Raw genomic sequence first — 19,275 nt, forward strand, 5'->3', positions numbered from 1 at the left:
AAAAACAACCGCACTTTAATCTATTCCGAAAAATAAACTAAAGTGCGGTCATTTCCAAAAAATTTTGAGTTGGTCGATAAGCCGAGTTCTGTCGTGAACAATCATTCCTCTAGGCGACAAATTACTCTGCCGCTCAAGCAACCTACCCGAATCCTGAGCGGGCCACTCATTGGATTCCTATTTGGTCTTGCTACGAGTGGAGTTTACCCTGCTGCCAACCGTTACCGGAGGCACGGTGCGCTCTTACCGCACCCTTTCACCCTTACCGTTTACACGGCGGTCTGCTCTCTGTTGCACTGGTCGTCGGCTCACGCCGCCCGGACGTTATCCGGCACTCTGCCCTGTGTAGCTCGGACTTTCCTCTCGTTTACTTGTCCCACTAGGTCGTATAAATACGGTTAAGGGCTTCAATAAACCAGCGATTGTCTAACCAACTCGGAGCGTAGTATAGGGGCAATCATTAGTGCGGTCAATAAAATCCCCAATTTTTAGATATTGCTCGTCAATCTTATAAACAATAATGCCTCGCTCACATCGAATTTTTCATTCGTATTTTTTTATGATTCCGCTAAAATAGCGCCAATTTCAACCGGTCTTTTAGGAAGAAGAATGAACTATCTAAAAATTGCACAGGATTCCCTTTCAGTGGAAAGCAACGCACTTTTGCAACTCAGCCAACGTTTAGGCGAGGATTTTAATCAAGTCGTGGATTTAATCCTTGCTTGCGAAGGACGATTAGTCATCGGCGGGATAGGGAAATCTGGTTTAATCGGTAAAAAAATGGTGGCTACCTTTGCCTCTACGGGCACACCAAGTTTCTTTTTACATCCGACTGAAGCCTTCCACGGCGATTTAGGTATGTTGAAACCAATTGATATCGTGATGTTGGTTTCCTATAGCGGTGAAACCGATGATGTCAATAAACTGATTCCAAGTTTAAAAAATTTTGGTAATAAAATTATTGCTGTGACGAGTAACAAAAATTCCACGCTCGCACGCCATGCAGATTATGTTCTAGATATAGCTGTTGAGCGTGAAGTGTGTCCAAATAATCTCGCGCCAACAACATCCGCACTTGTAACGCTTGCACTTGGTGATGCACTCGCCGTGTCGCTCATTACGGCACGCAATTTTCAACCAGCTGACTTTGCTAAATTCCATCCAGGTGGCAGTCTTGGTCGTCGTTTATTATGTAAAGTGAAAGATCAAATGCAAACTCGCCTACCAACAATTTTACCGACCACTAATTTTACTGACTGCCTCACAGTCATGAATGAAGGGCGAATGGGCGTTGCCTTAGTAATGGAAAACGAGCAACTTAAAGGCATTATCACGGATGGCGATATTCGCCGCGCGCTTACAGCCAATGGTGCAGAAACGCTGAATAAAACAGCTAAAGATTTTATGACAAGTTCACCAAAAACTATTCATCAAGACGAATTTTTATCCAAAGCAGAAGACTTTATGAAAGCGAAAAAAATTCACTCGCTAGTCGTTGTTAATGATGAAAATCACGTGGTGGGTTTAGTAGAATTTTCAAGCTAAGGAATCCCAATGCAACAAAAATTAGAAAACATTAAATTTGTTATTACTGATGTAGACGGCGTACTCACCGATGGACAACTTCATTATGATGCCAATGGTGAAGCCATCAAAAGCTTTCATGTTCGCGATGGTTTAGGCATAAAAATGCTGATGGATGCGGGTATTCAAGTGGCAGTGCTTTCTGGTCGCGACTCCCCTATTTTACGCCGTCGCATTGCCGATCTTGGTATTAAATTATTCTTTCTTGGAAAACTTGAAAAAGAAACCGCTTGTTTTGATCTTATGAAACAAGCAGGCGTCACTGCCGAGCAGACCGCTTATATTGGCGATGATAGCGTAGATCTTCCCGCCTTTGCAGCGTGTGGAACTTCTTTTACTGTGGCTGATGCCCCTATTTATGTGAAAAATGCTGTTGATCATGTACTTTCTACCAATGGCGGAAAAGGTGCCTTCCGAGAAATGTCCGATATGATTTTACAGGCACAGGGAAAATCTTCTGTGTTTGATAGCGCCCAAGGGTTCCTAAAATCAGTGAAAAACATGGGGCAGTAATAACTCATTCGTCAATATTATTGCTCAATAAAAAATAAAGTGCGGTTAATTTTTAACGAGTTTTAAAATCTCTCAAAAATCAACCGCACTTTTATATTTATAACGCTCCCATACTCTTTAACAAGACTCTTTCCTAAAATACTCATAGAACTGCGGTAAGAGTTGCGTAATCAAATTCAATTGCTGATACGGTAAACTAAAGACAGCGCGCTCTTCTGCCGTCATCTCTTGTTTTTCTAATTCTTTTAAATGTGTTTCAATACGTTCTTGCTGTTGGTTAAAAATAGCTTCGGATATTTCTTCAATGTGTTCTAAGGTATAGATAATTTTCTTTGCCACAGGATAAAAACCGGATAAAAACTGTGCGGTCTGTTGCAAATTTTTCATTCTGTCGCGATAAGCGCCAAGGGCAGAAATATAGCTTAATAGAGAATAATTAAGCTTGAGCAAATCAAAACCTTTCTGTAAATATGCCTTATATTTCACTGGCTCATTATTCATATTAGAAAGTGTTGTACTCAGTGCGGCTGCATATTGATGCGCATTGCGACGTGCTATGCGATATTTAAGATCGTCGCTTTTACCAAATTGCAATTGGCTAATAATATGCAATAAATATACCGCATCACTACGCAATGCTTGATGACTCACTTTATCAAGCTGCAAATATTTCCAATCCGGCCATAAGTAAGATACTGCAAACCATGAAATCGCGGCACCAAGCAAAGTATCGAGTAAACGAGGCATCAACGCAGCAGCCGTATCGAATCCCATGACATCAAAACTGAGCAATACTTGTAGTGTGATGAAAAAGGTTGAAAAGCTGTAATTATTACTACGGAAGAAAAAGAACAAAGTACTTGTGAGCACCACAAGCCCCAGTTTTAATTCTAAGGTTGAATTTAAATAAGGTAATAGTGACCCCACCACTACGCCTAATATCGTGCCAATAATACGCTGACGTAAACGGACTTTAGTTGCTGAATAGTTTGGCTGACACACAAATACAGTGGTCAATAAAATCCAATAACCAAGATTAAATTGGAAAAACTCAACAATTGCACAACATAAAAATACCACAATGGATAAGCGTACCGCATGACGGAACAACGGCGACTCAAAAGTAAAATGACTAAAAATCACCGCACTTATATTTTTTAACCCTGTGATTTGTTCCGTATGAATTTGAGCTAATTGTTCTGTATCCGTCGTTTCTTGTGCCAATTGGCGAAGTTGCCAGTTGATACTTTGTAGATTATCTAACAAGGTTTGAATCTCAATCAGTTCATCTTGATCATTGAGATGTTGTGCTTTATATAGTTCAAAGGAATGCAAGGTGCCCAAAAGTGCACGTTCGACACGTTCATTAAAATGATAAGGTTTATTTTCACGTAAACTCACCGTGATTTCTTTACAGGATTGTGCTTGTAGCTCTAACAAACGTTGAACACGGAAAATCAAATCTGTATTTTTTAGTTTTTCCGTTATTTGTTGATAATCAAAATGTGTAGAATTGGCGCGCTCATGAATGTCTTGTGCGGCAAAATAGTAACGTAACATTCTCTGGGTACGAGGATGGCGATGTTGCCCTCTAATACGGTAAAAAAGTGCGGTACGCACAATATTAAACGCCGTGACAACATTCGCATTTTTCATTGCAAAATTGAGGTGTTTTTTTTCAATCTCAGCTACTTCGTCAGGATCAAAAAAACAGGATTTAGTATCTAAATATTCGCCCAACGCACAAAACGCTTTAGCGACACTTTCTTGCACGGGACGATTTGGGAAAAACAGGTAAACAATCAGAGTCACCACACTATATAGCAAGGTACCGCATAAAATCATTATGGGATTAATAAACCATACATTTCCTTCAGGCACATAAGTCAGCGTGGTATAAAGAGCAACCACTAATGAACCAAAAGCAATCGTGCTATAACGCTGCCCTACGGCGCCAATCATGGTGAAAATAAATGTCAGCACCGTCATTAACACAATATATTGGATAGGCTTACCTATATGTAACTGCACAATAAAGGATGAAATAGAAAAGGCAATGAGCGTGAAAAATACGTTTTTCAATCGTCCAGTTAAACGGTTATCCAAATCCACTAAACCACCTGCAATAATCCCTAGAATCAAAGGCATTGATTGCGAAGAAATATCAAAAGCCCATATTCCCACTGCCGCAATATTTACAGCAATAAAAACAGGAATCGCAGCGATTACTTTGGCATTTAACCGAATATTCATTTCAAATCCTTATCAAAATAGAAAAGTGAGCAACAAGGCTCACTTTTTATTGTATGAAGTGCGGTAATTATTTATGGGATTTTGCCCAATTTAAGAAACGTGTTTGAGTTTCTTTATCAGCTTGTTGGAACCAATATTGGAGCTGTTGCTCTGCAACGTTTTCACCTTGAACAACCACTTTACCTTTATTCGCTTTTGCATTACTTGCTGGAGTAGCGACCATTGGGCTAGCTGCTGTAGTTGCAGCAAATGCAGCAAATGCAGCAACAGATGCGGTTGCGCCAGACGCATTATATTCAGCAAGATCATTCACCACATTAGCACTTGGAAATAAACCTTCTTGTTTTAACACATCCACTTTTGCTGAAAGCGTATTACCAGATTTTGTTTTTACGCTAATGCTTGGCATTTCATTGAATTTATCACCTTCTGAACGACCACGAATAGCTGGTGCCGAAATAACAAGATCCTCTGCATTGCCTTGAAATGTCACGATTACTGGGTTAGATTCAAAAAGGGTTTGGCTAGATCCAGAACCAATAATTTCACTTAAACGAACAACAACCTGATGGTTTTGGGTGTCATTCACAGCAAAGGTTTTAGCATCCTTTGCAAGAGATTTAGATGCCTTTTGACCATCAATGGCTAAAAGCTCAAGGTTAGATGAAGTAGAAACCATGCCAGCAAAAGTCGCTGTGCTAGCACATAATGTTGCAAGACCTAATACAACAGCACGTAATTTCATAATTACTCCTTTTTATAAATGAAAATGAAATCGTTCCTTATGCTATGCTAAATCAGCAAAAATGAAAATAAAAAAAGTGAGAATTAGTTTAAAAAATCTTTGTTGTAATAGCACAAATAATCACAATATTTTATCATGTTGATGTCTAGACTAGTCACGACTAGTACCAAGCACAATGTAATCTATAAAATATCAATAGGAGTAACAATGTTAAACGATATTTTAACTGGCTATGGAATTTTCATTCTGGAAATTCTAACAATTTTATTACTCATTCTTGCTATTGTTGGTTTGGTGATTTCTTATCGTCAACATAACAAATCTAAAATAGGAGAATTAGAAATTAAAGACTTATCTGAAGAATTTGATCATCAAGTTCGTGTTTTACGTGATTTTAATCTTTCAGAAGAAGAGCTAAAACAGCAAGCTAAAGCAGAGAAAAAAGCTGAAAAACAAAAGGCTAAAAAACGTAAAGAAAAATTAAAAAAAGGTGAAACCTTAGATGACAAAAAGAAAAGCTATGTGTATGTCTTGGATTTTCATGGTGATATTTCAGCATCAGAAACGACCACACTTCGAGAAGAAATTTCAGCAATCTTAAATGTAGCAACACCTGAAGACGAAGTATTATTACGTTTAGAAAGCCCGGGCGGTATTGTTCATGATTATGGGTTTGCAGCCTCTCAGTTGTCTCGTTTGAAACAAAAAGGCATAAAATTAACCATCGCTGTAGATAAGGTTGCAGCAAGTGGCGGTTATATGATGGCTTGTGTAGCAGATAAAATTGTATCTGCGCCTTTTGCTGTTATTGGTTCTATCGGCGTCGTAGCACAAATTCCAAACGTTCATCGTTTATTGAAAAAATATGATGTTGATGTAGATGTTATGACTGCTGGTGAGTTTAAACGCACAGTAACCGTATTAGGTGAGAATACCGAAAAAGGCAAACAAAAATTTCAACAAGAGTTGGAAGAAACCCATCAATTATTTAAACAATTCGTCTCACAAAATCGCCCTTGTGTAGATATTGATAAAATTGCTACTGGGGAACATTGGTTTGGCCAACAAGCAATCAACTTGAAATTAGTCGATGAAATTTCAACCAGTGATGATTTAATTTTGGAAAAAATGAAAGAAAAACATGTAGTAAGTGTGAAGTATCGATTGAAAAAATCCTTGATAAAAAAATTAGGTCGTCAAGCTGAAGAAAGTGCAGTAAATATTATCCATCGTTATACTACAAAGCGAGCAAATGATTTTATACATTAAAAATAGATATCTTTACACTCCTTTACAAAAAAGAGGGATAATTCACTGATTTTATTATTTACAAGACAATTTTTTGCCTTTACTATGTACAGCGGAAGCTTTTACAGTTTTATAATATTTAATTCATGAAGTTTCATCATTCTCTTTCCGAAGAGCTATTGACAAATAAAAGGTAAAAAAAATGAAATTATCCCGCATTTTATTATCAACTGTTGCCATCGCAACTGCTGCAGCTTGTGGTAACTTGAGTAAGGTGACTGACGCTGGTAAACCAGAATATAAAGACGTAAATGGTGAACAAGTACCTCAATTAGTGTGGCCTAAAATTGATTCTGCGACATTTAACCACGATGGTAGCCAATTTGGTACCTGGCCAAATTGGGACAATGTTCGCATAATTGAAGCTGGAATGAATAAAGATCAAATTCGCCAATTAATTGGTAATCCACATTTTACTGAAGGATTGTATGGCGTGTCTGAATGGGATTATGTATTCAATTATCGTGAAAATGGCATTCATAAGATTTGTCAATATAAAGTATTATTTGACAAAAATCATAATGCGCAAAGTTTCTTCTGGTATCCAAACAGTTGTAATGGAAATTCAGCATTTAATTTGAGTGGTGACTTTTTATTTGATTTTAACAAGGATACTTTAACAGCTCAGGGTAAAAAGGTAGTTGATAATGTTGCATCTCAATTAAAATCTGCTGGTGCTAAAAAAGTTAAAGTTGCAGGTTATACAGATCGTTTAGGTTCTGAAACTTACAACTTAGAGCTTTCCCAACATCGTGCAGACAGAGTTAAAGCTCGTTTGATTGAAGATGGAATTACAGCTGAAATCACCGCTGTAGGCTATGGTAAAAACCCTCAAATAAAAGCTTGTGATGGTGTTAATGGACAAGCACTAAAAGATTGCTTACGCCCTAACCGTCGTGTTGAGATAACTGCTTCTGGTTCTGTATTAAAATTACAAGAAGGTGGTCAATCTAACGGTGGTACTCAAGGTCCAGCAAAACTATATCAAAAATAATTGATATTGAGCTTCAAAAATACTCCACTAACATAAATCAAGTAGAGTATTATTAATTTCAAGACTTGCGCATCTAATGGTTTAAATGATTAGATGCGCTTTTTATTCATCTCTCACAAAACGAGAAAATCTCAATTTTCTCTTTACCCTACCCCAAATTTTCTATTGTTATCGCGCCTATAAATGAGGATAATAGCCGACCTATACACAAGGCAGAAAGCAATGACACAATATATTTTATTAATTATCGGTACTGCACTGATTAACAACTTTGTATTGGTGAAATTCTTAGGACTTTGTCCTTTTATGGGCGTATCCAAAAAAATTGAAACCGCAGTGGGAATGGGATTAGCAACAATGTTTGTATTAACTGTCGCCTCCCTTTGCTCGTATTTAGTTGATCATTATATTCTTGTTCCCTTAAATGCTACTTTTTTACGCACATTAGTATTTATTTTGGTTATTGCCGTAGTTGTACAATTTACCGAAATGGTGATAAATAAAACTAGCCCAACACTATATCGTTTACTTGGAATTTTCTTGCCTTTGATAACCACAAACTGCGCAGTTCTCGGTGTCGCATTATTAAATGTAAATCTTGCTCATAATTTAACAGAATCTGTCATTTATGGTTTTGGTGCATCTCTTGGCTTTGCACTTGTATTAGTGCTTTTTGCTGCGCTTCGTGAACGTCTTGTAGCAGCCGATGTACCTTTAACTTTCAAAGGTTCATCTATCGCCCTTATCACCGCTGGTTTGATGTCTCTTGCTTTTATGGGATTCACAGGACTAGTGAAGTAATAAAATGATCTATCTTTTAATGGCTATTACCATTTTGATTTTATTTATTGGGTTCTCTCAGTATTTTTCAGGAAAAAGAAAGAAATAATGACCCTTTTATTCATCATAATCACTTTACTCGCTTTAATTTTCGGTGCGATTTTAGGCTTTGCTTCACTTAAACTCAAAGTTGAGGCCGATCCCATTGTGGAAAAAATCGACTCTATTTTACCACAAAGCCAATGCGGACAATGTGGTTATCCGGGATGCAAACCATACGCTGAGGCTATTTGCAATGGAGATGAAATCACAAAATGTATTCCTGGCGGTCAACCTACCATTGTAAAAATTGCAGAAATTTTAGGTGTTGATGTGCCAGCAATGGACGGTGTAGAAGAACCTATCGAGAAAGTCGCTTTTATTGATGAAAACATGTGCATTGGCTGCACAAAATGTATTCAAGCCTGTCCTGTTGATGCCATTATTGGTACAAATAAATTCATGCATACGATCATTCCAGATCTCTGTACAGGTTGTGAACTTTGCGTAGCACCCTGCCCAACAGATTGTATATCAATGATTCCCGTGAAAAAAAATATCGATAATTGGGATTGGAAGTTTGATGCAAAATTAGTCATTCCAGTAATGAATGTAAATGGCACTGAGAAAAAATTGGTTGTGGGGAAATAAATGGCGGACGTATTATCTCGTTTCAATTCTGGTAAATTATGGGATTTCAAAGGTGGCATTCATCCGCCTGAAATGAAATCACAATCTAATTCACAACCATTACGTCATCACCCTTTAGTTACGGATTTTTATATTCCTCTTAAACAGCACGCAGGAACAATGGGTAACCTTTTAGTAAAGGAAGGCGATTACGTATTAAAAGGTCAACCTTTAACACAAGGTGATGGCTTACGTATGCTACCCGTTCATGCGCCAACTTCAGGTACAATTAAATCGATTAAACCTTATGTCGCTGCACATCCGTCTGGTCTTGATGAAGCTGCAATTCATTTGCAAGCAGATGGCTTAGATCAATGGCTAGAGCGTAATCCTATTGATGATTTTTTAACACTCTCGCCAGAACAACTCATTAACAAAATCTATCAAGCTGGTGTAGCTGGCTTGGGTGGTGCAGTATTTCCGACTGCCGCTAAAATTCAATCAGCAGAGAAAAAAGTTAAACTCTTAATTATCAATGGTGCAGAATGTGAGCCTTATATTACTTGTGATGATCGTCTTATGCGTGAACGCGCCGATGAAATCATAGAAGGCATTCGTATTTTGCGTTATATCCTACGACCTGAAAACGTAGTCATCGCCATTGAAGACAACAAACCTGAAGCAATAGAGGTAATTCGTAAAGCGCTACAAGGAGCAAATGACATTAGCATTCGCGTGATTCCAACAAAATATCCTTCGGGTGCCGCAAAACAGCTTATTTATTTACTTACAGGAATGGAAGTACCAAGTGGCGTGCGTTCTTCTAGTATTGGCGTACTGATGCATAATGTTGGTACAGCCTTTGCAATTAAAAGAGCGGTTATAAATGACGAACCTTTAATTGAACGTGTCGTCACCCTTACTGGTGATAAAATTCCTAAAAAAGGTAATTATTGGGTTCGACTTGGTACACCAATTTATCAAGTATTGACGCACGCTGGTTATCAATTTGATGAACGTTATCCAGTGTTTGCCGGTGGCCCCATGATGGGATTGGAACTTTCCAACCTAAATGCACCGGTGACCAAAATTGTCAACTGCTTGCTTGCACCAGACTATTTTGAATATGCAGAACCAGAGCCTGAACAAGCTTGTATTCGCTGTTCTAGCTGTTCTGATGCCTGCCCAGTCAACTTGATGCCACAGCAACTCTACTGGTTTGCTCGTAGTGAAGATCACAAAAAATCAGAAGAATACGCCCTCAAAGATTGCATCGAGTGCGGGATTTGCGCCTATGTATGCCCAAGCCATATTCCGCTGATTCAGTATTTCCGCCAAGAAAAAGCAAAAATTTGGCAAATAAAAGAAAAACAGAAAAAATCAGATGAAGCCAAAATTCGTTTTGAAGCGAAACAAGCGCGAATGGAACGTGAAGAACAAGAGCGTAAAGCACGTTCACAACGTGCAGCAGAAGCACGTCGAGAAGAATTAGCGCAAACCAAAGGTGAAGATCCTGTTAAAGCAGCGTTAGAACGCTTGAAAGCGAAAAAAGCCAATGAAACAGAATCAATACAAGTTAAAACGATTACCTCAGAAAAAGGGGAAGTTTTACCTGATAACGCTGATTTAATGGCACAACGTAAAGCTCGTCGTCTGGCTCGTCAGCAAGCGGAATCTCAAGTCGAAAACCAAGAACAACAAACTCAACCAACCGATGCAAAAAAAGCAGCAGTTGCAGCCGCACTTGCTCGAGCAAAAGCGAAAAAACTTGCGCAAGCAAATGAAACCGCTGAATCAGTCTCAAATACTCAAACCGTAGAAAGTGCGGTAGAAAAAACAGAAGAAAATTCAACCGCACTCGATCCGAAAAAATCAGCCGTAGCCGCTGCTATTGCTCGTGCAAAAGCAAAAAAACTTGCTCAAGTGAATGGAACTACAGAATCAGTTCCAAGCACTCAAGCGATAGAAAGTGTGGTAGAAAAAACAGAAGAAAATTCAACCGCACTTGATCCGAAAAAAGCAGCCGTAGCCGCTGCTATTGCTCGTGCAAAAGCAAAAAAACTTGCGCAAGTAAATGGAACAACAGAATCAGTTCCAAGCACTCAAGCCATAGAAAGTGTGGTAGAAAAGACAGAAGAAAATTCAAGCGCACTCGATCCGAAAAAAGCAGCCGTAGCCGCTGCGATTGCTCGTGCAAAAGCAAAAAAACTTGCGCAAGTAAATGAAACCACTGAATCAGTCTCAAATACTCAAACCGTAGAAAGTGCGGTAGAAAAAACAGAAGAAAATTCAACCGCACTTGACCCGAAAAAAGCGGCGATAGCTGCGGCTATTGCTCGTGCAAAAGCGAAAAAACTGGCAAAAACACAAGCAACATTAGAAAATTATCAGGAATAAAATAATGTTTAAAATGGTTAGCTCTCCTCATACTCATTCGGGGAAACTCACAGCGCGTATTATGCTTTGGGTAATGTTGGCAATGATGCCAGCTTTTTTCACGCAAATTTATTATTTTGGATTTGGCGTGGTGTTTCAATCCGCATTAGCCATTGGTACAGCAATCATTGCGGAATTTATTGCAATAAAATTACGCGGCAAAAAGCCGTTAAATTATCTTTCAGATTTCAGCGTATCCCTGACTGCTTTAATTTTGGCAATGGCTATTCCACCTTATGCGCCTTATTGGGTCATCATCATTGGAACACTCTGTGCAGTTTTATTAGGTAAACAGATTTATGGTGGTTTAGGACAAAATCCATTCAATCCTGCGATGATTGGCTATGTAATTCTCTTGATTTCATTCCCGTTACAAATGACAACTTGGATGCCACCAATTAATTTATTACAGGAACCACCGACTTTTTTAGATGCATTTTCATTAATATTTTCAGGTTTAACCACTAATGGATTTACCCTTTCACAACTTACACATAACATTGATGGCATCACCCAAGCAACGCCTTTGGATAGCGCAAAAATTTTCTATAAAAGTCACACTCAATTAAATGATTTTTATGAATTAATTAAACTGCCTATCTTTATGGGTAATGGAACAGACTTTGCTCAAGGATGGTGGCAAGTCAACATGGCTTTCTTAACGGGCGGAATTTTCCTTATTTTAAAACGTGTCATTCACTGGCAAATTCCAGTGGCGATGCTTGTCACCTTTTTCTGTTTAGCCACCGCGACCGCTTTTACTGGCTTCACGCATTTAAGTGCGATTAGCCAACTCGTGAGTGGTGCCATGATGTTTGGCGCATTTTTTATTGCGACAGATCCTGTCACGGCCTCCATTACACCACGAGGAAAAATTATTTTTGGCGCATTAGTGGGGTTATTTGTCTATCTCATTCGCTATCACGGAAACTTTCCAGATGGTGTAGCATTCGCAATTTTATTAAGTAATATTTGCGTTCCACTTATCGATCATTACACACGTCCTCGAGTATCTGGTTATCCAACAAAAGGAAAAAAATAATGGGCACAGTAAAAATCACATCGCGTTACGGGATATTGTTAGGCTTTGTCGCCCTACTCTGCACAGCAATTTCTGCGGGTATTTTTTTCCTAACAAAAGATAAAATTGATGCAGTGATGGCGGCACAACAACGAGAATTACTTTTACAGGTCATTCCACAAGATTATTTCAATAATAATTTGCTAGAAAGTGCGGTTATCCCTCAAGATAAAAATTTGGTGGGCATTCAGAAAATTTATTTTGCAAAAAAAGATGGAAATATTTCTGCTTATGCCTATGAAACCACCGCGCCTGATGGCTATTCTGGCGATATTCGTTTGCTTGTGGGATTAGATCCGAAAGGTGAAATTTTAGGCGTACGAGTAATCGAACACCATGAGACTCCTGGCTTAGGCGATAAAATTGAACTCCGTATTTCCAACTGGATTCTAAATTTCACTCATCAATCGATTAATGAGCATAATTTAAGCGAATGGGCAGTAAAAAAAGATAGCGGAAAATTTGATCAATTTTCTGGTGCAACCATTACACCTCGCGCAGTGGTGAATCAAACTAAACGCTCAGCATTAATCATGCTAAATAACCAAGCCTTGTTACAACAGCTTTCAACACAAGTGAAATAATATGACAGATTTAACTGAAAAAAATACCGCACTTGAAGAAGAACAGATAGAAAGTGCGGTTGAAAATCAACAAAAATCCATGTGGAAAGAAATCTTTGCTCAAGGAATTTGGAAAAATAATCCAGCGGTTGTTCAACTTCTCGGGCTTTGTCCGCTTTTAGCGGTGTCTAGCACAGCCACCAACGCACTTGGCTTGGGATTAGCAACAATGCTTGTGCTCACTTGCACAAATACGGTCATTTCGCTTTTCCGTAAATATATTCCGAATGAAATCCGCATTCCAATCTACGTGATGATCATTGCGACCACAGTAACTGTCGTTCAACTTTTAATGAATGCTTATACCTATACGCTTTATCAATCACTTGGGATTTTTATTCCACTTATCGTTACCAACTGTATTGTGATTGGTCGAGCAGAAGCATTCGCCTCAAAAAACAGTTTACTCCATTCAGTTTGGGATGGTTTCTCAATGGGATTAGGAATGGCGCTTAGCTTGACAGTACTTGGCGCATTGCGTGAAATCATTGGACAAGGTACGATTTTTGACGGCATCGAAAATCTATTTGGCGAACAAGCAAAATTTTTAACACTCCATATTTACCATACAGAAAGTAGCTTTTTACTTTTCATTTTGCCTCCAGGCGCATTTATAGGATTAGGCTTGCTCCTTGCAATAAAAAATCGAATTGATAAATAAGATGAATAAATTAAAAAGAATCGAAATATTAACCCGATTAAGAGATCAAAATCCCCACCCGACCACAGAATTACAGTATAATTCGCCCTTCGAATTATTAATTGCGGTAATTCTATCGGCACAAGCAACCGATAAAGGCGTGAATAAAGCAACAGAAAAACTATTTCCTGTTGCAAACACGCCACAAGCGATTTTAGATTTAGGATTAGATGGTTTAAAAAGCTATATTAAAACTATCGGGCTTTTTAATAGCAAAGCAGAAAATATTATCAAAACCTGCCGTGATTTAATTGAAAAGCACAACGGTGAAGTACCCGAAAATCGCGAAGCCTTAGAGGCATTAGCGGGTGTGGGTAGAAAAACAGCCAATGTTGTACTAAATACGGCATTTGGTCATCCAACCATTGCAGTGGATACCCATATTTTCCGTGTATGCAATCGAACTAATTTTGCACCAGGTAAAGATGTTGTAAAAGTAGAAGAAAAACTGCTTAAAGTCGTACCTGATGAATTTAAAGTGGATGTTCACCATTGGTTAATTTTACACGGTCGATACACTTGTATCGCACGTAAACCTCGTTGTGGCTCGTGCATTATTGAAGATCTGTGTGAATATAAAGAAAAAATTGAGTTTTAATTTTTGCGATAAAACACCTTAATTATTTACCGCACTTTTTATTAAAAATAGGAAAACAAATGACAACAAACAACAAACAACGACAAACTTGGTCGAGCCGACTCACTTATGTCATGACTGTCGCAGGCGCAACTGTCGGTTTCGGCGCTACTTGGCGTTTCCCTTACCTTGTGGGCGAAAATGGTGGCGGAGCCTACGTGCTACTTTTCTGTATAGCAATGATCGTAATCGGTATTCCGATGATTCTCGTTGAAAACGTTATTGGCCGTCGCTTACGTGTAAACTCCATTGATGCCTTTGGCGATAAAATTCTAGATAAAGGAAAAGGCATTTCCAAATATTGGAAAATCCTTGGTTATATGGGCTTACTCGGTTCATTCGGTATCATGGCGTATTATATGGTGCTTGGTGGCTGGGTTATTTCTTATATCATCAACCTAATTAGCGGTACATTGGATATTTCAACACCAATTACAAAAGACATTGCCAAAGATTTCTATGAGCTGCATATTGGCAATAGTCCTTATGAAATTATGCTATACACCTTCTTATTTGTTATAGTGAATTACATTATTTTAGCTAAAGGGATCATTGGTGGAATTGAGCGCTCTGTAAAATATTTAATGCCATTGCTATTCATCTTCCTCATTGGAATGGTTATTCGCAACGTAACATTACCTGGCGCAATGGAAGGAATTACATTCTATTTAAAACCTGATTTCAGCAAAATTACGCCACAATTATTTATCTTCGTTTTAGGTCAGGTATTCTTCGCATTAAGCCTTGGTTTTGGCGTATTAATTACCCTTTCCAGTTACTTAAATAAAGAAGAAGACTTAATACAAACTGCAGTTATTACTGGTTTTACCAACACAATTATTGCCGTACTTGCGGGCTTTATGATCTTTCCATCACTTTTCACCTTTGGAATTGAACCAAATGCAGGCCCAACTTTAGTATTCCAAAGTTTACCTATCGTATTCTCTCACTTATGGGCGGGTAAATTCTTTGCAATTATTTTCTTCGGCTTATTATTAATTGCTGCGCTAACTACTTCAATCACAATTTATGAAGTGATCATTACCGCATTACAAGAAAAGCTCAGAATGCGCCGTGGCAAAGCGATTGTCTTAACCCTTACTGGAATTTTTGTCTTAGGCAATATTCCTGCAATTTTAGGTGATAATGTATGGAAAGATTTCACCATTTTCGACAAAAGCATTTTTGATTTCTATGATTATGTTAGTGGAAATATTCTCTTTATGCTGACCGCACTTGGTTGTGCTATTTTCGTTGGTTTCGTGTTAAAAGATGAGGCGAAAAAAGAACTTTCTCCAACACCTCACTCAACATTCACTAAAATCTGGTTTAACTATGTGAAATTCGTTGTGCCAGTGATTATTTTAGTCATCTTTATCAGTAACCTATTCTAAAAAAGAAAAACCGAGTCTTTACTCGGTTTTCTTTTTTAAAGGAAATATCTATAAAAATATTTGTGCCTTTAAGCCAATTCGCGTCCCTTCTTTTATAACATTTTCTAACCGCACTTTAAATCCATGTAATTCCGCAATTCGCATAACAATAGAAAGTCCCAAGCCACTGCCCTTTTCATTTTGTCCAGCTGGGCGATAAAAACGCTGACCAAGTTTTTTCAAATCTTCGGGTTCAACACCACCGCCATTATCTTCAACAATAATCTGAGAAGATGTGATTTTTACTGAAACGGTTGTATCTTCTGGGCAATATTTAATGGCATTATCGAGTAAATTTCTAAGCATCAATGAAACTAAAATTGGTTGCCCTTGTTTTGGCGTTAGTTCAGATTCTTTCTCAAAAGCCAACGTAATTTTACGTTTTTCTGCCACAAAATAACGCTCAGCGATCAGCGATTGAATGATTCCTTCCCAATCAATAGGCTGTAATTCTTCCAATTCTTGTAAATTATCCAGTTTTGAAAGCGTTAAAAGTTGCTCAATTAACTGCGATGCACGATCAATGCCTTGTGTTAAATGCAAAAGTGCTTGTTCTCGTAATTCACTATCATCACCAGCCAGTTGAGCAACTTCAGTTTGAATACGCAATGCCGCCAATGGACTACGCAATTCATGGGCTGCATCAGAGGTAAAACGACGTTCGCGTTGTAACATAGCCGAAGTGCGGTCAAAAAATTGATTTAAATTTTTTACTAAGGGTAAAATTTCAACGGGTAGCCCCTCAGTATTCAGTAATGACACATCACCAGATTTTCTCGTTTGTACTTCTTGGCTCAAACGTTTAATCGGTCGAAGTTCTTTATGAATCAACCATCCTAAAACAATAATCAAAATAGGCAAGCTAGCAAACCAAATCCACATTTGCCCAAAGATCATTTCTTCAATTAAATCTTCACGATAATCTAACTCTTGCCCTACTGCGATAATCAATTTCCCATTCGCTGCCGTACGCCAGAAAATTCGCCAGTTATCGTCATCATCATAAGTATGAGAATTATGAAAACCCATTTTATTATTAAAAATAAAATCTTTTCCATTTCGTCCATCACTGAATAAAAGTTTCCCAGTTTTAGAAAAAATAGCAAAGGCTAAGGCATCATCGTCATAACTTTTTTTTAATGCCGACAGTGAATTTTTATTTAGCGTTGTGCTAGATTCCACCAAAATAGTACTTAAATCTGAATTTGCGAGCCGTTCAGCAAAGAGAACTTGTTGTGCATCAAAAACTTTATTCACATCGTGGCGCACTTGCCACCAAGCGACAAGCGTAGAACCAAGCCAAACAAAAAGTGCGGTTAAACAAAGCACAGAAATAAGACGCAACGTAAGGCTTCTATTTTTCATTTTTCAATTTGTCCTAAAGCATACCCAACACCATGCACCGTGCGAATAAATTGTTTCCCCAATTTTTGGCGTAAATTATAAATATGCACGTCTAATGCGCCGCTGCTAATTTCCTCATCCCAACTTGATAATTTTTCTTCAATCGATGAGCGAGACAATACGCGATCTTTATTCAGCATAAATAATTCAAGCAATTTATATTCACGGCTTGTTAAAGAAATAGGTTGATTATTTAGCCAAACAGAACGCTGATTTGGATCTAGTTTAACGCCTTCGTGCTCAATCACCGAATGATGATGGCCATAACGACGACGAATCAGTGCTTGCAAACGCGCCGCAACTTCAGCCAAAGCAAAAGGCTTGCAAAGGTAATCATCTGCACCACTTTGTAAACCTTTAACACGTTCATCTAATGTATCTCGGGCAGTCAAAATCAATACGGGTATATCTTGATGCTTGGAACGCCATTGTTGTAATACCTCTAATCCATCAAGTTTAGGCAATGTCAAATCCAATACCACCGCATCATAAGGCGCAGACGCTAAGGCATCCATTCCTGTTTTACCATCTGCAAACCAATCCACCGCGAAACCTAGTTTCGTTAAACCAATCTGTAAACCATTGCCGATTAGATTATCGTCCTCTATCAATAAAATTCTCATAAAAATTGACCGCACTTTATAAACAAAAACAGCGAGCTAATGCTCGCTATCTTCAAAGATAATTATTCTGCTTTTTCGATACGCAATACATCAAGTTCTGCTTTCTCAAATACCTCGTTATCCAATTTTCCATAAATTTTAACTTTATCCTTTGAATCTACGTTTAAACCATTCCAAATGCGTTTTTTGATTTCAATCTTGATTTGCCCAGTCCCATCAGTAAACCAAAACTCATCGTCATCAATTTGCTGAGTGATATTCCCCACTAAAGTGATCATTGAATTATCTGCAGCAGATAAAGCTTGTTTTACGCTAATTGCTGAAGGGGTTGCTTGTTGAAAACCGCCTTGAGCATTTCCGCCATTAAAACCTGCGAATGCAGAAGTGGTTGCTAATGCGAAGATTGTTGCTAATGCAAATTTTTTCATAATGTTTCCTTTTTAAGTCAGTTAATTTCAAGCACCATTGCTTGGATGTGCGTATTAAAACAAATAAATCTTAAGAAAAGATTAAGAAATATAAAAAACCTAAATTTTTTTTAATTTAGGTTTCTCATAAATTAAAGTTTATTCAACTGCTCAATAGACGGTGCGTAATAATAAGCGCCCGTTACAGCCTTAGTGAAACCTAAAATGCGGTCAGTTTTTCCATCTTTTTCACCAAACATATTAAGTAACTGTTGTTCAATGTTATAAAGCGTTGCACAGTAAGCAATAAAGAATAATCCGTGTGTACCGCTGGCTGTACCATAAGGTAAGCTTTGACGTAAGATTTTTAATCCCTTGCCATTCTCTTTTAAATCTGTACGACCAACATGAGAAGTATCCGCCTTATCTTCCATTTCTACGCTATCCGTTTTGGTGCGTCCGAACACATTTTCTTGTTTTGCTGTATTTAATTTTTCCCATTTAGCGAGATTATGTTCATAACGTTGAGTAAACACATAACTCCCATCTTTATCATTGCCATTTGAAATTAATGCCACTTCTGCTCGTTGTGCATCCTTTGGATTTTCAGTTCCGTCAATAAACCCCGTGAGATCTCGTTCCTCCACCCAACGGAAACCATGAATTTCTTGCTGAACGTCAATAGCTTGAGCAAAAGCATTAACTGCAGCTTGTGCCACAGAAAAATTAACGTCAGGGCGTAACGATTGAATATGAACTAAAAGATCGGTTTGTGTACTTGGCGCAGTTAAATCACCTTTTCCTAAAGTAACAAAAGGTTTAAGCTCTGGTGCGTCCTGCCCACCAAGGGTTTTCCAAGCTTTATCGCCGAAAGCAACTACCGCCCCCAAACGTGCATCGGGATAAGTTTGTTGAAGCTGTTCTAAGCTAGTAAGGAATTGGCGAGCCGCCGCTGGAATCTGAGAATAATCTGAGATATTTGCTTCTAAAAATACGCCTGCTTTGCAACCATCAAGCAAAATACCAGTTTGTGCTGTCATAAAAATCTCCTAAAAAGGCAATTGGAAAACTCTTGCATTATAACA

Annotated in this window: 18 protein-coding genes and 1 other RNA gene; 12 read left to right on the forward strand and 7 right to left on the reverse strand. The window is 38.2% G+C overall.

Annotated features, from left to right (window positions below; genetic code table 11):
- Window positions 1-61: 61 nt before the first annotated feature.
- An RNA gene (gene rnpB / locus AC6H0J_RS07400) (RNase P RNA component class A) lies at window positions 62-438 on the reverse strand.
- Window positions 439-609: 171 nt separating this feature from the next.
- Here rnpB and AC6H0J_RS07405 point away from each other — a divergent pair.
- Window positions 610-1,545: a KpsF/GutQ family sugar isomerase gene (locus tag AC6H0J_RS07405; protein ID WP_192885313.1), complete on the forward strand. Its 936-nt coding sequence runs from the start codon at window positions 610-612 to the stop codon at window positions 1,543-1,545.
- A gap of 9 nt (window positions 1,546-1,554) precedes the next feature.
- The gene (locus AC6H0J_RS07410) at window positions 1,555-2,097 is read left to right on the forward strand and encodes a KdsC family phosphatase (protein WP_005625798.1); all 543 of its coding nucleotides are present in this window, start codon (window positions 1,555-1,557) and stop codon (window positions 2,095-2,097) included.
- A 117-nt stretch (window positions 2,098-2,214) separates the two neighbouring features.
- Here AC6H0J_RS07410 and yccS read toward each other — a convergent pair whose 3' ends face one another.
- Both yccS and AC6H0J_RS07420 read right to left on the reverse strand, forming a co-directional pair.
- Window positions 2,215-4,350, reverse strand: coding sequence for a YccS family putative transporter (gene yccS / locus AC6H0J_RS07415; protein ID WP_118816829.1), 2,136 nt, complete (start codon window positions 4,348-4,350; stop codon window positions 2,215-2,217).
- A 67-nt stretch (window positions 4,351-4,417) separates the two neighbouring features.
- A complete protein-coding gene (locus AC6H0J_RS07420) occupies window positions 4,418-5,095 on the reverse strand; it encodes a curli polymerization inhibitor CsgI-related protein (protein ID WP_118816828.1) in 678 nt (225 codons plus the stop codon).
- Between the two features lie 207 nt (window positions 5,096-5,302).
- Here AC6H0J_RS07420 and sohB point away from each other — a divergent pair, with 207 nt between their 5' ends.
- The 10 genes from sohB (at window position 5,303) to AC6H0J_RS07470 (ending at window position 15,717) form a co-directional block, all read left to right on the forward strand.
- On the forward strand, window positions 5,303-6,364 hold the full coding sequence (gene sohB, locus AC6H0J_RS07425) for a protease SohB (protein ID WP_118816827.1): 1,062 nt from the start codon (window positions 5,303-5,305) through the stop codon (window positions 6,362-6,364).
- Window positions 6,365-6,545: 181 nt separating this feature from the next.
- Window positions 6,546-7,397, forward strand: a complete 852-nt coding sequence (locus AC6H0J_RS07430) for an OmpA family protein (RefSeq protein WP_005626164.1) — start codon at window positions 6,546-6,548, stop codon at window positions 7,395-7,397.
- 222 nt (window positions 7,398-7,619) lie between these two features.
- Entirely contained in the window at window positions 7,620-8,198 is a 579-nt protein-coding gene (rsxA, locus tag AC6H0J_RS07435) for an electron transport complex subunit RsxA (protein WP_032825413.1), read from the forward strand.
- Between the two features lie 87 nt (window positions 8,199-8,285).
- Complete coding sequence (gene rsxB, locus AC6H0J_RS07440; protein ID WP_005626168.1) at window positions 8,286-8,867, forward strand: electron transport complex subunit RsxB; 582 nt, start codon at window positions 8,286-8,288, stop codon at window positions 8,865-8,867.
- Window positions 8,868-11,243 (forward strand): electron transport complex subunit RsxC, encoded by a 2,376-nt coding sequence (gene rsxC / locus AC6H0J_RS07445; RefSeq protein WP_118816825.1) that lies wholly within the window; start codon window positions 8,868-8,870, stop codon window positions 11,241-11,243. It abuts the gene before it with no gap.
- 4 nt (window positions 11,244-11,247) lie between these two features.
- Window positions 11,248-12,324, forward strand: a complete 1,077-nt coding sequence (gene rsxD, locus AC6H0J_RS07450; RefSeq protein WP_005626172.1) for an electron transport complex subunit RsxD — start codon at window positions 11,248-11,250, stop codon at window positions 12,322-12,324.
- Complete coding sequence (gene rsxG, locus AC6H0J_RS07455) at window positions 12,324-12,947, forward strand: electron transport complex subunit RsxG (protein WP_118816824.1); 624 nt, start codon at window positions 12,324-12,326, stop codon at window positions 12,945-12,947. Before rsxD ends, rsxG begins: the two co-directional genes overlap by 1 nt.
- Before the next feature lies 1 nt (window position 12,948).
- Window positions 12,949-13,647, forward strand: coding sequence for an electron transport complex subunit E (locus tag AC6H0J_RS07460; RefSeq protein WP_005626176.1), 699 nt, complete (start codon window positions 12,949-12,951; stop codon window positions 13,645-13,647).
- 1 nt (window position 13,648) lies between these two features.
- Window positions 13,649-14,284 (forward strand): endonuclease III, encoded by a 636-nt coding sequence (nth, locus tag AC6H0J_RS07465; protein ID WP_005626177.1) that lies wholly within the window; start codon window positions 13,649-13,651, stop codon window positions 14,282-14,284.
- A gap of 59 nt (window positions 14,285-14,343) precedes the next feature.
- A complete protein-coding gene (locus AC6H0J_RS07470; RefSeq protein ID WP_005626179.1) occupies window positions 14,344-15,717 on the forward strand; it encodes a sodium-dependent transporter in 1,374 nt (457 codons plus the stop codon).
- 48 nt (window positions 15,718-15,765) lie between these two features.
- Here AC6H0J_RS07470 and qseC read toward each other — a convergent pair whose 3' ends face one another.
- The 4 genes from qseC to AC6H0J_RS07490 form a co-directional block, all read right to left on the reverse strand.
- A complete protein-coding gene (gene qseC / locus AC6H0J_RS07475) occupies window positions 15,766-17,121 on the reverse strand; it encodes a quorum sensing histidine kinase QseC (RefSeq protein WP_118816823.1) in 1,356 nt (451 codons plus the stop codon).
- Window positions 17,118-17,783 carry a response regulator gene (locus AC6H0J_RS07480; protein WP_005626184.1) on the reverse strand — a complete coding sequence of 222 codons (666 nt, stop codon included), beginning with the start codon at window positions 17,781-17,783 and terminating at the stop codon, window positions 17,118-17,120. Before AC6H0J_RS07480 ends, qseC begins: the two co-directional genes overlap by 4 nt.
- A 62-nt stretch (window positions 17,784-17,845) precedes the next feature.
- On the reverse strand, window positions 17,846-18,211 hold the full coding sequence (locus AC6H0J_RS07485; protein WP_005626188.1) for a YgiW/YdeI family stress tolerance OB fold protein: 366 nt from the start codon (window positions 18,209-18,211) through the stop codon (window positions 17,846-17,848).
- Between the two features lie 131 nt (window positions 18,212-18,342).
- On the reverse strand, window positions 18,343-19,230 hold the full coding sequence (locus AC6H0J_RS07490) for a Dyp-type peroxidase (RefSeq protein WP_005626191.1): 888 nt from the start codon (window positions 19,228-19,230) through the stop codon (window positions 18,343-18,345).
- Window positions 19,231-19,275: the final 45 nt, after the last annotated feature.

The sequence above is a fragment of the Haemophilus sp. THUN1691 genome (genome assembly GCF_059704425.1).